Source organism: Mucilaginibacter defluvii (assembly GCF_039543225.1).
GTDB lineage: Bacteria > Bacteroidota > Bacteroidia > Sphingobacteriales > Sphingobacteriaceae > Mucilaginibacter > Mucilaginibacter defluvii.
In genome coordinates this window covers 460,030-477,803 of the sequence record NZ_BAABJI010000004.1, presented here as the reverse complement: position 1 = coordinate 477,803, position 17,774 = coordinate 460,030, and the positions used below count along the sequence as shown (strand labels likewise).

The following is a 17,774-nucleotide window of genomic DNA, read 5'->3' as shown; positions in this document are numbered from 1 at the left end:
TTTATTTGGCTTCCATAACATCTATGAAAAAGTTTTTGATCGTAATACCTGTACTGTTTATGCTCTCATGCTCGCAAAGCGAAAAGCAGGAAAACAACAAACTCAACCAACTTGCTGCACAATATGTAAAACTTGGGTTAACCATTGGCCAGTACGATGAGGACTTTGTTGACGCGTATTACGGTCCGGACTCGCTGAAACCCAAAACACAGCCCGAAGAAACCTTCCCGAAAGATAGCCTGCTGGCAGCGGTGAATATATTGATGAATGATTTGAAGGATGTATCGCGCGCATCGGAAATTGACTCGAACCGCATGCGTGCCGACTGGATGTACAAGCAACTCATCGCTTTCGGTGAGCGTATCCGCATTTTCTCGGGCGAGTATTTACCGTTTGACGAAGAATCAAAACAGCTGTTTGGCGTAACAGCGCCTACATATGAAGATGATTATTTTAAGACACAGTTAGACGAACTCGACAGCATTTTACCGGGTAAAGGCAACGTGAGCAACCGCTTCCAGCGGCTGGCCAAAAAATTTATTATTCCGAAAGATAAGGTTGACGCTGTTATGAAAGCCGCCATTGCCGAGGCACGCAAGCGCACACTCGCCCACTACAAATTACCCGCAGGCGAAGCCTTTACGCTGGAATATGTGAAGGACAAGCCATGGTCAGGCTATAACTGGTACAAGGGTAAATACCACAGCGATGTACAAATTAACACTGATTTGGACATTTACATAGACCGAGCCATTGATGTAGGCAGCCATGAAAGCTATCCCGGCCACCATGTATATAACATGCTGCTCGAAAAAAATCTGTATAATGATAAAAAATGGGTGGAGATTTCGCTTTATCCATTGTTCAGTCCGCAATCGCTAATTGCGGAAGGGAGCGCCAATTATGGCATTGAGGTAGCTTTTCCGGGGAACGATAAGGTGAATTTTACACGCAACGTATTGCTGCCGCTTGCCGGTTTAGATACTGCCGATGTTGATCTTTACTTCAAAGCGCTTGCCATCCGTGGTAAACTGAACTATGCGCGCAACGAAGCCGCACGTGGCATTTTAAGCGATGAAATGAGCGATAGCAAGGCCCAGCAATGGCTGCGCAAGTATTGCCTGATGGACGACGAAACGGCCAACAAGTCTGTCAAGTTTATCAAAAAATACCGCAGTTATGTTATCAACTATAATTACGGACAGGACCTTGTTAAAGACTATATAGAACGCAACGGCGGCACTGCCAAAAATCCGGCTAAGCGCTGGGAGTTGTTCGGACAGTTATTGAGCCATGAGGTTAACCCTGCTGAGCTGGTTAAGAAATAGAAAACTAAAAAGTTACTGTGCCGAGGCCTGCACCTTTGCATTAGCCTGCTCATGCAATTGCTTACGATATTGCGAAGGAGTTATATGTTCAAAGAATTTGAACCATTTGGTAAAGTTAGAGGGATCGTAAGTTAGCTTACGCGCAACATCGGCGATAGAAAGTTCCGGATCAGCCAGCATGTTTTTAGCTACGTTGATCAATTTCTCCTCGTAAAAATAGCAGGGATGCAGGCCGGTATGCTGCTTGATGACATTGCTCAGGTGAGTGGGGTGTATAAACAATAAAGCAGCCAGATCGCGCAGCTCAAACATCTCTTCGACACGGCCTTCAAGCACATCATCAATATGCTTATCTATCAGCTGCAAATAATTCTGGAAAATCTCTTCCTTACGGTTAAGATATTTTAGCGGTACTTTGGCCATTGGAGTTGGTAAAGCGCTAAAATAGAAAAACCTTTCCGCAATTGTATATGCAGAAAGGTTTTGTATGTGTTTGCCCTAAGGCCGGAATTAAACGCGTTTTGATTTGATACGGGCAGCTTTACCGGTAAGCGCGCGCAGGTAGAATAGTTTAGCACGACGTACTTTACCGTAGCTGTTAACTTCTACTTTATCAATATTTGGCGAGTTGATAGGGAAAATACGCTCAACACCAATACCGTTTGATACTTTGCGTACAGTAAAAGTTTCAGAAACGCCAACACTGTTACGTTGAATAACCACACCCTGGTAAACCTGGATACGCTCTTTGTTACCTTCCCTGATTTTATAATATACGCTAACAGTATCGCCTGCTTTAAATGCAGGAATCTCTTTTTTTACTACTGATTGCTCTTCTACAAATTTTACTAAATCCATGATTTTTAGCCTTTAAATCCAATTTTTAGCCCGTAAAAATTGGATTGCAAGTATAGGCATTTTTTTGGTTATAAAAAAACAGATTTTAAAAATTTCAACATTTATTGTTTTATCCACAAAAAAAGGGCTGTTGCGCTGTATTTAAGCGCTTTAATTTTCGCGGCGGTAATCGCGATGGGTTATCAAAACGCTTGCCCGTTCCTCTTTATGCAGGGGTACATCCCAGTTGCCCTGGTAGCTCACTTTCACGGGCAGCAGCTCGCCATTAAAGTTATTCATTTCGATATTCATCCGCACGTTAAAGCTCACAAACATATTGCTGAAGCTCATATCAATAAACCGACCCATGATCTGGAAGGTACGTGTATCAAAAATAGTGGTCATTTCATTGATCATCACATCGCCCGGTGCAGTACTGGGCTTGCGAATCACCTTAAAGCGGTATACCATTATGCTATCCAGGTAAGTGCCACGTGCAAACTGATAATAATAAAATTGCTTCAGTTCGGGCGAGAATATCTCCGTTTTACCACTGATGAATGGTATGCCACTAACCTTGGTACCGGGCCTGAATATGAGCGTTTTTAATTTGCTTTTGTACGATGCGTTTTTGCCGCCGGCTTTTCCATCTTTACCTGAAGGTGCAGCCAGAGGTTTATTGTACGTATTACTGAAGAGATAATCAAACATCTCTACGGTATATAACTGGTATTTGCCGTTCTTTTTGTAAACCTGCCCGCTATCGCTTTTTGTGATGTGTTGTACAGTGGGCTTGCCACCGGCACGGCTATAATTCATCTTGCGGTAGATCTTGCCGGTTACCCGGTCTCTTTTATCGTAAATGTAAATGCTGTTCTCTGCCGAATAGCTGTACAGCCGCATGCTTTGAAAAGCCTTATAAAAACTGGTGTCAGTGGTTACGGCATCAATAAAATCCTGCACGTTCAGTTTATGCGAGTTGATATTGATCACCGAATCGAGCACGATGGTTTTTATCGTATCCGGATCGTAGCGGGAAATTTTTTGTGCTTTACAAAATGGTGCGACAAAAAGCATTATCAGTATAAAAAAATACTTGCTGCTTTTTGGTAGCATGACTTTGATATTTTAATTACCCAACTGCTTGATAGCCAAGTAAGCCATTAATCCGGTACTGGTTTGCAGGGCCGTTTCGTCAACATCAAAAGTTGGCGTATGTACAGATGAGGTGATACCTAGCTCCTCGTTACGGGTACCCAGCCTGTAAAAACAGCTGTTAGCAACCTGCGAGTAGTAAGCAAAATCCTCAGCGGCCATCCATATATCCAGGTCGAGCACGTTTTCTTTTCCCAGGTAATCCTCGGCATGTGAACGGGCGTTGTTGGTCAATTTCTCCTCGTTGATCAGGAACGGGTAACCCCTCATGATGTTGAATTCGCAACTGCCGCCCATGCTTTCAGCAATACCTTCGGCCATCTTTTTCATACGCTTGTGCGCTTCCTGCCGCCAGGTTTCATCCATGGTGCGGAAAGTCCCCTCCAGGTAAACCTCGTTAGGGATAACATTGGTAGCGCCATTGGCGATCACCTTACCAAATGACAATACCGACGGGCTCTTAGGGTCAGCAAAGCGGCTAACCACCTGTTGCAGGGCGGTTAAAATATGTGCAGTGATAATCACCGGGTCAACATTTTGTTGTGGTTGCGCGCCATGGCCGCCTTTACCTTTTACAGTAACGTACAATTCATCAGTACTGGCCATGTATTTACCCGCGCGGAAACCTACCTTACCGGCGTCAATCAGCGGCATAACGTGTTGGCCAATCACAGCATCAGGCTTAGGGTTTTCCAGTACGCCTTCCTTAATCATCAGGCTGGCGCCACCGGGCAGCTTTTCTTCTGCCGGTTGAAATATCAGTTTAACGGTACCGCCAAATTCGCTTTTAAGCTGTGTTAATATTTTAGCTGTACCTAATAATGATGAGGTATGCACATCATGCCCGCAGGCGTGCATTACGCCCGGGTTTTGCGATTTATAAGGCACATCATTCGCCTCAACAATTGGCAGCGCATCCATATCAGCACGCAGGGCAATCACCTTGTCCGACGGTTTATCGCCCTTAATTAAAGCTACCAAACCGGTATCAGCCATTTTATGGTACTCCAAACCCATTTCTTCCAGCTTACGCGCCACAAAGGCCGAGGTTTGTATCTCGTGGAATGAAAGTTCGGGGTTGGCGTGCAGGTGGCGGCGGTTGCATACCACATCATCATAAATAGTTTTGGCTAATTCCTGTATCTGTTCCTTAATCATTACCGGTATTTAATTTAGGGGGATTGATCTTGCCCGGGATAACAAACATGCCCGAAAAATACGGCTTCAGTTCTTCGAGCATCTTTTGCGCTTCGAGCCTTGTCCTGAAATCGCCAGCGTGTACCCTGAAGTTCGGGTCGCGATAGCTGATGTATGTGCGCATATCGGGGTGCATATCCTGAAAAAGATTCTGCGCTTTATACGCATCCTTACGGTTCGACCCATTGAATATCTGCACACGGTAGCCGTAATTAGAACTGCGTACACCGCCTCCTTTGCTCAAATCGGCCCAGCGGTTGATCAGCGTGTCAACCCTGGGGTCTTTCACTACTTCAACGCGGCCACGCTGCGCTGATGCGCTTATGGCTATCAGCATAAAAAAAACACAACACCCGGTTACTTTGGCAATTAATGCTTTGTATGTGGATGTTGTGTTAGTCATTTATTCATTACAGTAAACCGTCATTGCTTCGTGCCTCGCAATAACGAGTAATTTTATTTATTGCATTCTCTTATCTGCACATCTGCATATTTACGCATCTGCACATTTAAATGCATTACGCCTGGCCTATGCCGTGGCAGTTTTTATATTTTTTGCCGCTTCCGCAAGGACAAGGGTCATTACGGCCTATGCGTTGCTCAACACGTACAGGGCTGGCTTTTTCCAACTCGCGTGTATCGTCCATTGGTACACCATTGCTTTCGTGCACCACCTCAGCTTTTGATGCTTTTACCTGACGCATATCAGTTTTTGGCTGCGGCCTTGCTTCGCGAATTTCTTCCGGGTGTTGCTGCTGTACCGGGATACCACCGCGGAACAGGAAGCTCACCAGCTCTTTATTCACATTAGCCAGCATCTGGCGGAACAATTCGAATGCCTCGAATTTGTAAACCAGCAACGGATCCTTTTGCTCATAAACCGCGTTTTGTACGGATTGTTTCAGCTCGTCCATTTCGCGCAGGTGCTCTTTCCAGGCATCGTCAATCAGGTAAAGTACCACGTTTTTCTCAAACGATTTAATTACTTCCTGACCGTGGTTCTCGACTGATTTTTTAAGAGGAACAGCTATTTGTATACCGTGAACACCATCAGTAAACGGCACCACAATATTCTCTACCTGCGCACCACGGGTTTCAAATACATCTTTTAAAACCGGGTATGCCTGGTTGGCAATAGCATCCGATTTGCGTTTGTAGAATTCTGTAACCTCAGCAAATGTTTTATCAACCAGGTTGTTTATTGATATACTGCTGAATTCGTCCTCGCTCAATTCCACATCAACCGAGAATATACGGATCACTTCCAGCTTAAAGCCTTCGTAGTTGTTTGACTCTTTGTACTCGGTAACAATATCTTCAACCACATCAAAAATGGTGTTGTTGATATCTACATCCAAACGCTCGCCAAACAGGGCGTTTTTACGTTTAGCGTAAATTACTGTACGCTGCGAGTTCATCACGTCATCATATTCCAGCAAACGTTTACGTATACCAAAGTTATTTTCTTCTACTTTTTTCTGCGCACGCTCGATGGATTTCGAGATCATAGAGTGCTGGATAACCTCGCCCTCCTCAATACCCATACGTACCATCAGGCTTGATATACGCTCTGATCCGAATAAGCGCATCAGGTTATCCTCTAACGATACAAAGAACTGTGATGAACCCGGGTCGCCCTGACGGCCTGCACGACCGCGCAGCTGCCTGTCGACACGGCGTGATTCATGTCTTTCAGTACCAATAATGGCTAAACCTCCAGCTTCTTTAACACCAGGGCCTAATTTAATATCCGTACCACGGCCTGCCATGTTGGTAGCAATGGTTACGGTACCTGCTTTACCAGCTTCGGCAACAATGTCCGCCTCTTTCTGGTGCATTTTGGCATTAAGTACATTATGTTTGATACCGCGCAGTTTAAGCATACGGCTTAATAACTCCGAAATTTCAACCGAAGTAGTACCAACCAATACCGGGCGACCGGCCTGCGTCATTTTAACAATCTCGTCGGCAACGGCATTGTATTTTTCGCGTACGGTACGGTACACTAAATCCTGGCGATCTTCGCGGCGTGTTGGCGTATTGGTTGGGATCTCTACCACATCCAGCTTGTAAATCTGCCATAACTCACCGGCTTCGGTAACGGCAGTACCCGTCATACCGCAAAGCTTGTGGTACATCCTGAAGTAGTTTTGCAGGGTGATGGTCGCGAAAGTTTGGGTAGCATCCTCAACCTTCACGTTCTCCTTAGCCTCAATAGCCTGGTGCAAACCATCCGAGTAACGGCGGCCATCCAATACACGGCCGGTTTGCTCGTCAACTATCTTAACCTTTCCGTCATCAACAATGTACTCAGTGTCTTTTTCGAACAGGGTGTAAGCCTTTAATAGCTGGTTAACCGAGTGAATGCGTTCTGATTTAATAGAAAAATCGCGCATTAAGGCATCCTTTTGAGCTATCTTATCTTCAGCACTTAAGTCTGATTTTTCAATAGCGGCAATCTCGGTACCTACGTCAGGCATCACAAAGAAATTCGGATCCTCGCCTGAAGCAGTAATCAGCTCTATACCCTTTTCGGCCAGCTCAACCGAATTACTCTTTTCGTCGATAACAAAGAAAAGTTCGGCATCCACCTTTGGCATTTCCTTATTTTGGTCCTGCATGTAGTGGTTCTCTGTTTTTTGAAGCACCTGCCTGTTTGAGCCTTCGCTCAGGAATTTGATAAGCGCTTTATTTTTTGGCAAACCGCGGTGTGCACGCAATAAGGCTAAACCACCATCATCAATGCCGGTTTTACCATCGTTTATTTGTTTTTTTGCTTCGTTTAATACGCCGGTAATGTAATTACGCTGCGCGTTAACCAAACGCTCGATGCGTGGTTTCAGTTCATAAAACTCGTGCTCATCGCCGCGCGGGATAGGACCTGAAATAATCAGTGGCGTACGGGCATCATCCACCAAAACGGAATCAACCTCATCCACCATGGCAAAATGCAGCTTACGCTGTACCAGCTCTTCCGGGCTGCGTGTCATGTTGTCACGCAGGTAATCAAAACCAAATTCGTTATTGGTACCAAATGTAATATCGGCCAGGTAGGCGCGGCGGCGCGCGTCTGAATTTGGCTCATGCTTGTCGATACAATCGACCGACAGTCCGTGGAACTCATACAGCGGCCCCATCCACTCCGAGTCACGACGGGCCAGGTAATCGTTTACGGTTACAATGTGCACGCCCTGACCAGCCAGCGCGTTAAGGTACGCAGGCAGCGTAGCTACCAATGTTTTGCCCTCACCTGTAGCCATCTCGGCAATTTTACCCTGGTGCAGCACAATACCGCCAATAAGCTGTACATCGTAGTGTACCATATTCCAGGTAACCTCGTTGCCGGCAGCTATCCAGGTATTATGGTGAATGGCCTTATCGCCTTGTATAATAACATTCTTTTTGCGTGATGCCAGGTCGCGGTCAAACGGTGTGGCCGTAACTTCAATGGCAGGGTTGCCTGCCAGGCGGCGCGCGGTTTCCTTAACCACGGCAAATGCCTCGGGTAATATATCCATCAGCACTACTTCTAATTCCTTATCGCGATCTTTACCCAGCTTATCCAGCTGTGTATATAGCTCAACCTTCTCGCTTACGTCAAGGTCGGGGTTATTGTCCGTTTGCTCTTTAATGGCAGCTATCTGCTCATCAATTCCGGCAAGCTTTTCGGCAATGATTTGCTTAAATTGTATGGTTTTGGCGCGCAGCTCGTCATGGCTCAATACTTCAAGCTTGGCAAACTCGGCCTTTACTTTATCAACTATAGGATTAATGCCTTTTACGTCGCGTTCTGACTTGCTCCCAAAAAGCTTACTGAAAAAATTTAACATATATTTTTAAATAGCTATGGTCTTGAACTCAACAATTGCGCCACAGCACATTGCAAAGCCATTTTGACAGACAAATGTAAGATTTTTTACTTTAACCGGGCTTATTGGCATCAAAGCTTAAAATGCCGCTAACATTGGTCATTAATTTTTATCATCCGGCCTTTCGTCACTATCATCCTCATTAAAGTTTCCATCGTCTTCAAAACGCTCATCATCAAACCTTTCTAAAAACTTATCCTCGTCAAACATCAACTCCTCCAGCTTTTCCTGTTCGGGGGTGCTGGTATCAAAGCGGATCGCCCAATTGTCAGGTATATCATAGCTTTTATCAAAGCCGCGTATCCAATCCACAAAAACCAGCCTGAACTCTTCGACCTTATCGCGCATCAGCTGCACATAGTCTTCTTCATTTATATTTACCATGGATGCGAAGGATACGGCATTGAACATATCCTGCACGGCCAGCTTTATCAGTACAGCATTTTGCATACGCAGCGAGTACAATCCGCCGCCTTCGGCACCGGCTATTTTGGCTTGTATAATGGCGGCATTGCTCAGCATCTGCGCGGCCAGGTGCTCCTTCATGTCGGCCTCTTTAAGTGCTTCGGCAATAATATCAACCAAATCAAAAAGCTCCTGCGCCTTTTGGTACACGGGCAGCTTTTCAAATTTATGTGGTTTGCGTTCCATATTATAAAGATAATTTGTGGTGTATTAGGATGGTATTAAATACTGATTTGAACGGCTGCACCATTAATAGTTTTGCGCTGCTATTTAATCTGCATTATAGTATATAACCTATCTCTTAGCCAAAATAGTATCTTTGCGGGCATGAACATCCTGATCCTAGGTTCGGGCGGAAGGGAAAGTGCCTTCGCCTGGAAATTGTCGCAAAGCCCAAAATGTGAGTCGCTGTTTATTGCTCCCGGCAATGCCGGCACCGGGCAATACGGCACCAATGTTGATATTAAGGCTACCGATTTTACCGCTATAAAACAATTTGTACTGGCCAACAACATCAACATGGTATTGGTAGGCCCTGAGGAACCGCTGGTAAAAGGCGTGCACGATTTCTTTTTGGCCGATGATGAGATCAAACACATCCCGGTGATCGGCCCGCAGGCTGAGGGTGCGCAATTAGAAGGCAGCAAAGATTTTTCTAAACAGTTTATGGAGCGCCACAAAGTGCCTACAGCGGCATCGCGCACGTTTACGCGCGAAACGCTGCAAGAGGGCATCGAGTATTTGCCAACCTTAGGTTTGCCGGTAGTGCTGAAAGCGGATGGACTTGCCGCAGGAAAAGGTGTATTAATTTGCCTTACCTTGGAGGAAGCCCAGTTAGAGCTTGCCGAAATGCTGACCAATGCTAAATTTGGCGCGGCCAGCTCAAAAGTAGTGATCGAGCAGTTTTTACAGGGCATTGAACTTTCGGTATTTGTACTTACCGATGGTAACAGCTACAAAGTGCTGCCATCAGCCAAAGATTATAAGCGTATTGGCGAGGGCGATACCGGCCTAAACACCGGCGGTATGGGCTCCGTTTCGCCGGTACCGTTTGCCGATGAGGAGTTTTTGAAAAAGGTTGAGGAGCGCATTATTATCCCGACCGTTGAGGGCTTAAAGCAGGATAACATTCCCTACAAAGGCTTTATTTTTATAGGCTTAATGAATTGCGGCGGCGACCCTTACGTAATTGAATACAACTGCCGCATGGGCGACCCTGAAACCGAGAGCGTATTGCCACGCATTGAGAGCGATTTGGTTGACCTGCTGGAAGGCGTTGCCGAAGGTACGCTGATTGATAAGCAATTTACCATATCAAACAAAGTAGCAGCCACCATAGTATGCGTAGCGGGCGGCTACCCGGGCGAATACCTCAAGGATAAAACCATCACCGGCATCGAGAACATCCGCGATTCAATTGTTTTCCACGCGGGTACTACAAAGGTTGGCGAGGATGTGCTCACCGCGGGCGGGCGTGTGCTGGCTATAACTACTTTACAGGATAACCTGTTTGATGCGCTGCAGCATGCCACTGCCGATGCCAGCCGTATTTATTACGATGGTGTTTATTTCAGGAAAGATATCGGGTTTGATTTGATTTAGATAGGATTACTGCGTGGCGCAGCGTTGTTTATTTTAAACAAAACAAGCCGTAAATCCTTAAAGGATAAACGTTAATATTCTTATAAGATTTTACATAAATGGCAATCCTCACCAACATAGCAATTACTGTAGCTACAATAGCTTTTATGGAGGGTTTTTCATGGTTTATTCACAAGTACCTGTTTCATGGACCATTGTGGTTTATTCACAAAACGCACCACCAGCAACGGCATGGCTGGTTTGAGCTGAATGATGTTTTCAGTATCGGCTTTGCCATGCTGGCTTTATTGCTGATGTGGGCCGGGCACCAAACGCTCGATTACCGTTTTTGGATAGGCACCGGCATCAGCATATACGGAACCATTTATTTTATTTTTCACGATTGGTTTATCCACAACCGCTTTAAGGCATTTAAGAGCAGCAACCGCTATTTAATAGGCATCCGCAGGGCGCATAAGATCCATCACAAGTCAACCGAGAAAAACCCTTCGGAGGAGTTTGGGCTTTTGGTAGCGAGTAAGAAATGGTTTAAATAGACTGATTTTTCTAACGACTAAAATTACCCATTCACTTTGCTGACTATATTTCTTAACAGAATTAAATGCCTGAAGTAAATAATCATAAGGTTAATACCTGCCACGCCGGATAAAAATACCGGACCAACCCATAGCGACCTATTAAATATCATACCGATAAGGGCAATAATAATAGCTTTAAAAATTAAACTTCCGATCAATATCCGGTAGTTGATAATAACGAACTTATTATTTTCACATACTGAAAAACTTCCTTCATCAATGAATTTGAAGATGTTCCACTCATTTTGCTCTTGGGTAGTGTTATAACACACCTCGTGTCCCTGCAAATGGATGTTACCGGCTTTACGTTCTGAAAGCTCAGAATCAATGATTAATTTTATTCGACCAACATCAGTATTAAGCAATTTTTTGCTTAATGATTTTTTGTAAGTGATAGGTAAACCGAGTTTCATAGATAATAAATCAGTACAACAAATATAATATTAAGCCTGTACTACCATAACTTTTGTCCGCTTTTTTTAAAAAATTGCTACCTTCGTTTTGCTAATATTTTTATCAAATGACGCCTGTTGTTTTAATTGTTCTTGCCGTTGTTATCCTACTTGTTGCAGTGTTGCTTTTTATTAAACGCCCTAAACCAATCGCTATCGACACGGATGAGTTGGTGCGCCTGAAAAACGAGGTGGACGGTTTACGCATAGCGCTTGCCAAGGCCGAAGAGCGCGCATCAGGCTTATTGGCCGAGCGCGATAAAGCCGACCGTACTTTACACGATGAACGCGTTCGCCTGGAAGGCGTAGTAACCGCGCTTAACCAGGATCTGCTGGCCGAGCGTAGCCGCATGGCCAAGGCCGAAGAAGCCTTTAAAGCGCAGCGTGAACGTTTGGGCGAACAGGAAAAATACATTCAGGAACTTCAGCAAAAATTTAAGCTGGAATTTGAGAATATAGCCGAAAAACTGCTTAAAGAAAAATCGCGGGAGTTTGTGGATGTGAATAAGCATAACCTCGATAGCATATTGAATCCGCTAAAAGAGAACCTCAAGATTTTTGAAGAAAAGGTTGACAAGGTTTACAATATGGAAGCCGCAGAGCGAAATACACTAAAAGGGGTTATTACCCAGCTAATGGAACTTAACCGCCAGATTAGCGACGAGGCGCAGAACCTGACCAAGGCACTAAAAGGCGACAATAAGCGCCAGGGTAATTGGGGCGAGGTAATACTCGAAAGGGTGCTCGAGCGCTCTGGCCTGGTGAAGGACCATGAATACCGCATACAGGCCAGTATGACCACCAACGAAAACATGCGTTTGCAGCCCGACGTGGTTATTGACCTGCCGGACGAAAAGCACCTCATTATTGACTCCAAAGTATCATTGGTTGCTTACGAGCGGTTGGTGAACAGCGAGAGCGAGGAAGAGCGCAAACTTTACTCAAAAGCCCATATCGAATCGATCAGAAGCCATGTGCACAACCTGTCATCCAAAAACTACCATGATCTGTACCAGATCAATTCTCCTGACTTTGTGCTATTATTTATCCCGATAGAATCATCATTCAGTATAGCCGTGCAGATAGATGCGGAGCTGTTCAGCGATGCCTGGGACAAGCGCGTCGTAATCGTGAGCCCGTCAACCCTTCTGGCTACGCTGCGCACCATTGCCAGCATGTGGAAACAGGAACGCCAAAACCGCAACGTGCTGGAGATTGCCCGCCTGAGCGGTGAGATGTACGATAAATTTGTGGGCTTTGTAACCGACATGGAAAGCATTGGTAAAAACATTAAGCAAAGCCAGGATGCGTATGACAAAGCGCTCAACAAACTGGCTGATGGCCGCGGCAACTTAACCATCACTGCCGAAAAGATCAAGAAACTGGGCGCTAAAGCCAATAAGCAGATCGATCAGAAATATATTGGCGAGGAATAGTATTTATCACCGCTGTAAATGTCAATTAATCTGTTTATTATTACTTACGTTAATTGACTATGCATAAATATTTACTATCCATTGCGCTGCTGGCCGCATGCACGCAAGCCAACGCACAGGCACCTGTCCCGGCTGTCGATGTGCAGCATTACACATTTAGCATTACGCTTAATGATCAGGATGACGTGATTAAAGGCGAAGCTGATGTAAGGCTATCATTATGCCGCGACGTTAGCTCGATAACACTCGACCTGGACGGTAAAGCTGCTGACGACAAAGGCATGCAGGTACTCACGGTTACCGAAGGCAAAAAAAAGCTGAGCTTTACCCATGCTGATGATAAGCTAATTATAAACACAGCAGCGAAATCAGGTACCAATCATACCTATCGTGTTACCTACGGCGGTATACCTGCTGATGGGCTCATCATCTCAAAAAACAAATACGGCGATCGCACATTTTTTGGTGATAACTGGCTGCACCGCGCGCAAAAGTGGCTGCCTTGTGTGGATGATGTGGCCGATAAGGCCGGTGTCGATTTTATTGTTACGGCGCCCGCCCACTACAGCGTTGTAGCCAACGGCCTTAAATTAAGCGAAAAGCAAAATGGCAGTAATAAAGCTACCCACTGGCATGAGGATGTGCCGGTATCAACCAAAGTAATGGTGATAGGCGTTGCCGATTTTGCCATCAGCACACCTGAGTTTGTAAACACCATACCGGTTAATGCCTACACGTTTAAGCAGGATAAAAGCAATGGGTTTAAAGCATATTCCTGCGCGCCAGAAATACTGAACTTTTATAGTCAGCAGATTGGCCCGTATGCTTATAAAAAGCTGGCCAACGTACAATCAAAAACCATATTCGGCGGTATGGAGAACGCCAGCAACATTTTTTATTACGAAAATTCGGTAAATGATAAAGCGATTGAAGCATTAGTAGCCCACGAGGTTGCGCACCAGTGGTTTGGCGATGCCGCTACCGAAAGTGATGTAACGGATGTTTGGTTAAGCGAGGGATTTGCTACCTATTTTACACATTACTACCATGAGCATAAATATGGTATTGATAGCCTCAAGAAACGCATGCTGATTGACCGTGCCGGAATATTCGCATTTGAAATGGAGCGCATGACACCGGTTGTAGACAAAACTAAGGAAAAAGCCGACATCACACTGCTTAATACCAACAGCTACCAAAAAGCCAGTTGGGTGCTGTACATGCTGCGCCATAAACTGGGCGATGATAAGTTTATAAAAGGTATTCGCACCTATTACAGCACCTACAAAAACGGCAATGCCACTACTAATAACTTCAGAACAATAATGGAAAAAGCGGGCGGGCAAAACCTGGAGCAGTTTTTTAAGCAATGGTTATACACCGCAGGCCATCCCAAATTGCGCATCAGTTATGAAACGGATAAAACCAATCACGGTGTTCATTTGCATATTGAGCAGTTGCAAAAAGAGGTTTATCAGCTCAGCGTTGATATAAAAATGGGCAGCACCAATTTTACGGCGAACATGAAAGACCGGGTGCTCGACCTGAATATTGCCGCGCCAACCGAAGCCGGAGAACTGGTGGTTGATCCCAATTTTAAATTACTGGCAGAGTACGAAGTTTTGAAAAAATAATCAATTCAAAGGCTGTTTATATATCAAGACGATTGCAATAGAATTTATCTATAGTATGATTAGTATTACTTGCTGTTCATTAGAATATAGCTACAAACAAAATCACATTTCTACCTAACGGCAAAATTCATATCTTTCAGCTCAAAAAACTTTATTGCACGTGTTAGTTAAAACCTTCGGCAGCGCCGTTTACGGTATTCAGGCCATTACCATCACCGTTGAGGTAAACATTGCGCCCGGTACAAAATATTTTATTGTAGGCCTGCCCGATAACGCGGTTAAGGAAAGCTATTACCGTATTGAGTCGGCGTTGAAAAATTGCGGGTATAAAATGCCACGCCAGCAGGTGGTGGTAAACATGGCCCCGGCTGATATCCGCAAGGAAGGCTCTGCGTACGATCTTACTATCGCCACCGCAATATTAGCGGCATCGGGTCAAGTAGAGACGGAATTATTAGATAAATACCTTATTATGGGTGAACTTTCGCTCGACGGTAGCTTACAACCCATAAAAGGCGCTTTACCTATAGCCATACAGGCACGTAAGGAAGGTTTTAAAGGATTTATCCTCCCTAAACAAAACGCGCGCGAAGCCGCCATAGTGAATGAGCTTGAAGTTTACGGCGTAGAAAACATACGAGAAATAGCCGGCTTTTTCAACGGCGACGAACAGCTTAAACGCGAGGTAGTAAATACCCGCGAGGAGTTTTACGATAGCCTGAGCAATTACGATAGTGACTTTAGCGATGTACGCGGACAGGAAAATATTAAACGCGCCTTGGAGATAGCCGCAGCGGGCGGCCATAACGTGATATTGATCGGTCCGCCGGGAGCGGGTAAAACCATGCTGGCAAAAAGGTTGCCATCTATACTGCCTCCGTTAACCTTGCACGAGTCATTAGAAACCACCAAGATACATTCAGTAGCGGGTAAGCTTTCAACCACGGATGCTTTGGTAACGGTAAGGCCCTTCCGCTCGCCGCACCATACAGTGAGCGATGTTGCTTTAGTAGGCGGTGGCGGTAACCCGCAACCCGGAGAAATATCACTGGCGCATAATGGCGTGCTGTTTTTAGATGAATTACCGGAATTTAAACGAAGCGTGCTCGAAGTAATGCGCCAGCCGCTGGAAGAACGGCGCATCACCATATCAAGGGCGAAATTTACGGTTGACTATCCATCAAGCTTTATGCTGATAGCCAGCATGAACCCATGCCCGTGCGGTTACTACAATCACCCCGAAAAAGAATGCGTTTGCCCGCCCGGAACGGTACAGAAGTATATGAGCAAAGTATCGGGCCCGTTGTTAGACCGGATTGACCTGCATGTAGAGGTTACGCCCGTAAACTTCAGCGAGCTGGCATCTGACCGCGTGGCCGAGCACAGCGGCGATATACGGGAGCGAGTGATAAAAGCGCGCGACAGGCAGATTGAACGATTCGGCAACAAGCCCGACCTGCATGCCAACGCGCAAATGAGCTCGCAAATGGTACGTGATATTTGCAAGATAGATGCCGCAGGGCAAAACCTGCTCAAAAAAGCGATGGAAAAACTCGGCCTTTCGGCACGTGCTTATGACCGCATACTAAAGGTAGCGCGAACTATTGCGGACCTGGCCGGCACCGAAGAAATACAACTGCAACATTTGGCAGAAGCAATCCATTTCCGCAGTTTAGACAGGGAAGGTTGGGCAGGATAATTAAAAAATGGCTATAGATTTCTATTCGTTATCAGATAGATTGCGAAAGCAAAAACTTTTCTCGATCTCAGAAAAGGAGTTTGAATTATTAGATGATGTGTGGAGTCAATATAAAAAGTTGACAGGTGTATATATCGATGCATACGGAACTACCCGCATTTATCCAGAACACGTTACCCTAATAAAAAAGTTGCTTTTAAACCATTCCGATAAAGCAGCAAAAAAACTACTGTCATATCTTGATAAAAGTAACGAAGGTTACCTGTTATTGGGCGATTGAGCCTACTTAAACTTGAGCGTCAAGACCGTAATATCGTCGATTGGCTTTGCCTTTACATTGTTATCAATGTGGTTGAGTATAGCCTGATTAAATTTTTCGGCAGTAAGTTTGCCATTCTTTTTTACACAGGTCATCAGGCGTTCTTCATTCCATATTTTGGTGGTATCGGTCTCCCGGTCAAGCAATCCGTCAGTATAATTAAATATGAGCGCTCCGGGTTCAATTTGCAATTCGCCGGGGTTTATAAACGGCAGTTCATCAAATGCGCCGATAATGGTTGTGCCCATCTTTAGCTGCACGGCGCTTCCGTTGGCGTATAAAATGGCTGGGTTATGTCCCGCGTTTACATAGGTAAGCTTTCGCGTGCTATGGTTATAAATGGCAATGAACAGAGTGATAAATTTCTCGCCTTTAGTATTGCGCAGAACGATTTTGTTGAGCCGTTCCACTATAGTCGGCAGGTCGTCCTCTACCGATACCCATGCACGCAGGCTTGCCTGGAAATTAGCCATCAACAGGGCTGCCGAAATTCCCTTACCCGATACATCGGCAATACACCAAAGATATTCATGGTCGTTCACCTGGATAAAGTCGAAATAATCGCCCCCTACGTTTTGATGCGGCAGATAGCGGGCGCTCAGGTCTATGTGATCATCAGCATAGCCTTTGACCGGTATCAGCATGCTCTGCATTTCCGCCGCCAGTTCCATTTCGCGCTGCAAACGTTCGGACTCGAGCCTTTGCTTAAACAGTTTTTTATTCTCCAGCGCCACCAATACCACATTAATAATGGTTTGCATAAAGTTGATGTCATTGCTCACCATATCATCCGGCGAGTTAAAATCACCAATAAGGGCGTAAGCTATGGCTTTATTTTTTTGATAGATGGGAATAAAAAAATCGTAGGCTTCTAATACGGGATGGCTTACACCTTGTAAGGCGGCGGGCTCTTTTATCTTTTTTAAATGCTTGCAGGCCTTATAAAGTTCGCCGGTTGGCTCAAACTGCCCACCGTACTTTGAGATACAGATGTAGTTATTACCTTCGGCTATAAGGAAGCGCAGTTTGCCTATCTGTAAATAATTACGACAGATTACCTCGAGCATCTGTATAAGCACAGGCGTGGCTATATTTTTATTGATAGCCCGGGTAAGTTCTAATAACGAGTTTAGCTCCGACTGCCTTTTAAGCAACAGCCGGATAAGCTCATCTTCCCCTGAATTCATCTCGCTTGGCGGCATA

The 17,774-nt window shown here is 45.2% G+C and carries 16 protein-coding genes; 7 read left to right on the top strand and 9 right to left on the bottom strand.

Annotated elements, in window-relative coordinates; all coding sequences use genetic code 11:
- The first annotated feature begins 23 nt into the window (after window positions 1–23).
- Complete coding sequence (locus ABD960_RS19060; RefSeq protein WP_345333762.1) at window positions 24–1,328, top strand: hypothetical protein; 1,305 nt, start codon at window positions 24–26, stop codon at window positions 1,326–1,328.
- 12 nt (window positions 1,329–1,340) lie between these two features.
- Here ABD960_RS19060 and ABD960_RS19055 read toward each other — a convergent pair whose 3' ends face one another.
- From ABD960_RS19055 to ABD960_RS19025, 7 genes are all read right to left on the bottom strand, one after another.
- Entirely contained in the window at window positions 1,341–1,751 is a 411-nt protein-coding gene (locus ABD960_RS19055; protein WP_345333760.1) for a helix-turn-helix domain-containing protein, read from the bottom strand.
- Window positions 1,752–1,838: 87 nt separating this feature from the next.
- Complete coding sequence (gene rplS, locus ABD960_RS19050; protein ID WP_345333758.1) at window positions 1,839–2,186, bottom strand: 50S ribosomal protein L19; 348 nt, start codon at window positions 2,184–2,186, stop codon at window positions 1,839–1,841.
- A 150-nt stretch (window positions 2,187–2,336) separates the two neighbouring features.
- Window positions 2,337–3,281, bottom strand: coding sequence for a hypothetical protein (locus ABD960_RS19045; protein WP_345333756.1), 945 nt, complete (start codon window positions 3,279–3,281; stop codon window positions 2,337–2,339).
- Window positions 3,282–3,293: 12 nt separating this feature from the next.
- Window positions 3,294–4,478: a M20 metallopeptidase family protein gene (locus tag ABD960_RS19040; protein WP_345333754.1), complete on the bottom strand. Its 1,185-nt coding sequence runs from the start codon at window positions 4,476–4,478 to the stop codon at window positions 3,294–3,296.
- Window positions 4,471–4,920, bottom strand: coding sequence for an SPOR domain-containing protein (locus ABD960_RS19035; RefSeq protein WP_345333752.1), 450 nt, complete (start codon window positions 4,918–4,920; stop codon window positions 4,471–4,473). Before ABD960_RS19035 ends, ABD960_RS19040 begins: the two co-directional genes overlap by 8 nt.
- A gap of 115 nt (window positions 4,921–5,035) precedes the next feature.
- The gene (gene secA, locus ABD960_RS19030) at window positions 5,036–8,347 is read right to left on the bottom strand and encodes a preprotein translocase subunit SecA (protein ID WP_345333750.1); all 3,312 of its coding nucleotides are present in this window, start codon (window positions 8,345–8,347) and stop codon (window positions 5,036–5,038) included.
- 141 nt (window positions 8,348–8,488) lie between these two features.
- Window positions 8,489–9,037, bottom strand: a complete 549-nt coding sequence (locus ABD960_RS19025; protein WP_345333748.1) for a hypothetical protein — start codon at window positions 9,035–9,037, stop codon at window positions 8,489–8,491.
- A 141-nt stretch (window positions 9,038–9,178) separates the two neighbouring features.
- Between ABD960_RS19025 and purD the strand changes: the two genes are divergently transcribed.
- Together purD and ABD960_RS19015 are read left to right on the top strand one after the other, a co-directional pair.
- On the top strand, window positions 9,179–10,453 hold the full coding sequence (purD, locus tag ABD960_RS19020) for a phosphoribosylamine--glycine ligase (protein WP_345333746.1): 1,275 nt from the start codon (window positions 9,179–9,181) through the stop codon (window positions 10,451–10,453).
- Between the two features lie 98 nt (window positions 10,454–10,551).
- Entirely contained in the window at window positions 10,552–10,989 is a 438-nt protein-coding gene (locus tag ABD960_RS19015; protein WP_345333743.1) for a sterol desaturase family protein, read from the top strand.
- 23 nt (window positions 10,990–11,012) lie between these two features.
- Here ABD960_RS19015 and ABD960_RS19010 read toward each other — a convergent pair whose 3' ends face one another.
- Complete coding sequence (locus tag ABD960_RS19010; protein ID WP_345333741.1) at window positions 11,013–11,444, bottom strand: hypothetical protein; 432 nt, start codon at window positions 11,442–11,444, stop codon at window positions 11,013–11,015.
- 107 nt (window positions 11,445–11,551) lie between these two features.
- Between ABD960_RS19010 and ABD960_RS19005 the strand changes: the two genes are divergently transcribed.
- The 4 genes from ABD960_RS19005 to ABD960_RS18990 all read left to right on the top strand — a co-directional run bounded on the left by ABD960_RS19005 (window position 11,552) and on the right by ABD960_RS18990 (window position 16,532).
- The gene (locus ABD960_RS19005) at window positions 11,552–12,919 is read left to right on the top strand and encodes a DNA recombination protein RmuC (RefSeq protein WP_345333739.1); all 1,368 of its coding nucleotides are present in this window, start codon (window positions 11,552–11,554) and stop codon (window positions 12,917–12,919) included.
- 59 nt (window positions 12,920–12,978) lie between these two features.
- Complete coding sequence (locus tag ABD960_RS19000; RefSeq protein WP_345333737.1) at window positions 12,979–14,553, top strand: M1 family metallopeptidase; 1,575 nt, start codon at window positions 12,979–12,981, stop codon at window positions 14,551–14,553.
- Window positions 14,554–14,713: 160 nt separating this feature from the next.
- On the top strand, window positions 14,714–16,252 hold the full coding sequence (locus tag ABD960_RS18995; RefSeq protein WP_345333735.1) for a YifB family Mg chelatase-like AAA ATPase: 1,539 nt from the start codon (window positions 14,714–14,716) through the stop codon (window positions 16,250–16,252).
- Between the two features lie 7 nt (window positions 16,253–16,259).
- Complete coding sequence (locus ABD960_RS18990; RefSeq protein WP_345333733.1) at window positions 16,260–16,532, top strand: hypothetical protein; 273 nt, start codon at window positions 16,260–16,262, stop codon at window positions 16,530–16,532.
- A 2-nt stretch (window positions 16,533–16,534) separates the two neighbouring features.
- On the opposite strand, the gene ABD960_RS18985 is transcribed toward ABD960_RS18990, so the two are convergent.
- Window positions 16,535–17,758, bottom strand: a complete 1,224-nt coding sequence (locus tag ABD960_RS18985) for a PP2C family protein-serine/threonine phosphatase (RefSeq protein ID WP_345333731.1) — start codon at window positions 17,756–17,758, stop codon at window positions 16,535–16,537.
- Between the last annotated feature and the right edge of the window lie 16 nt (window positions 17,759–17,774).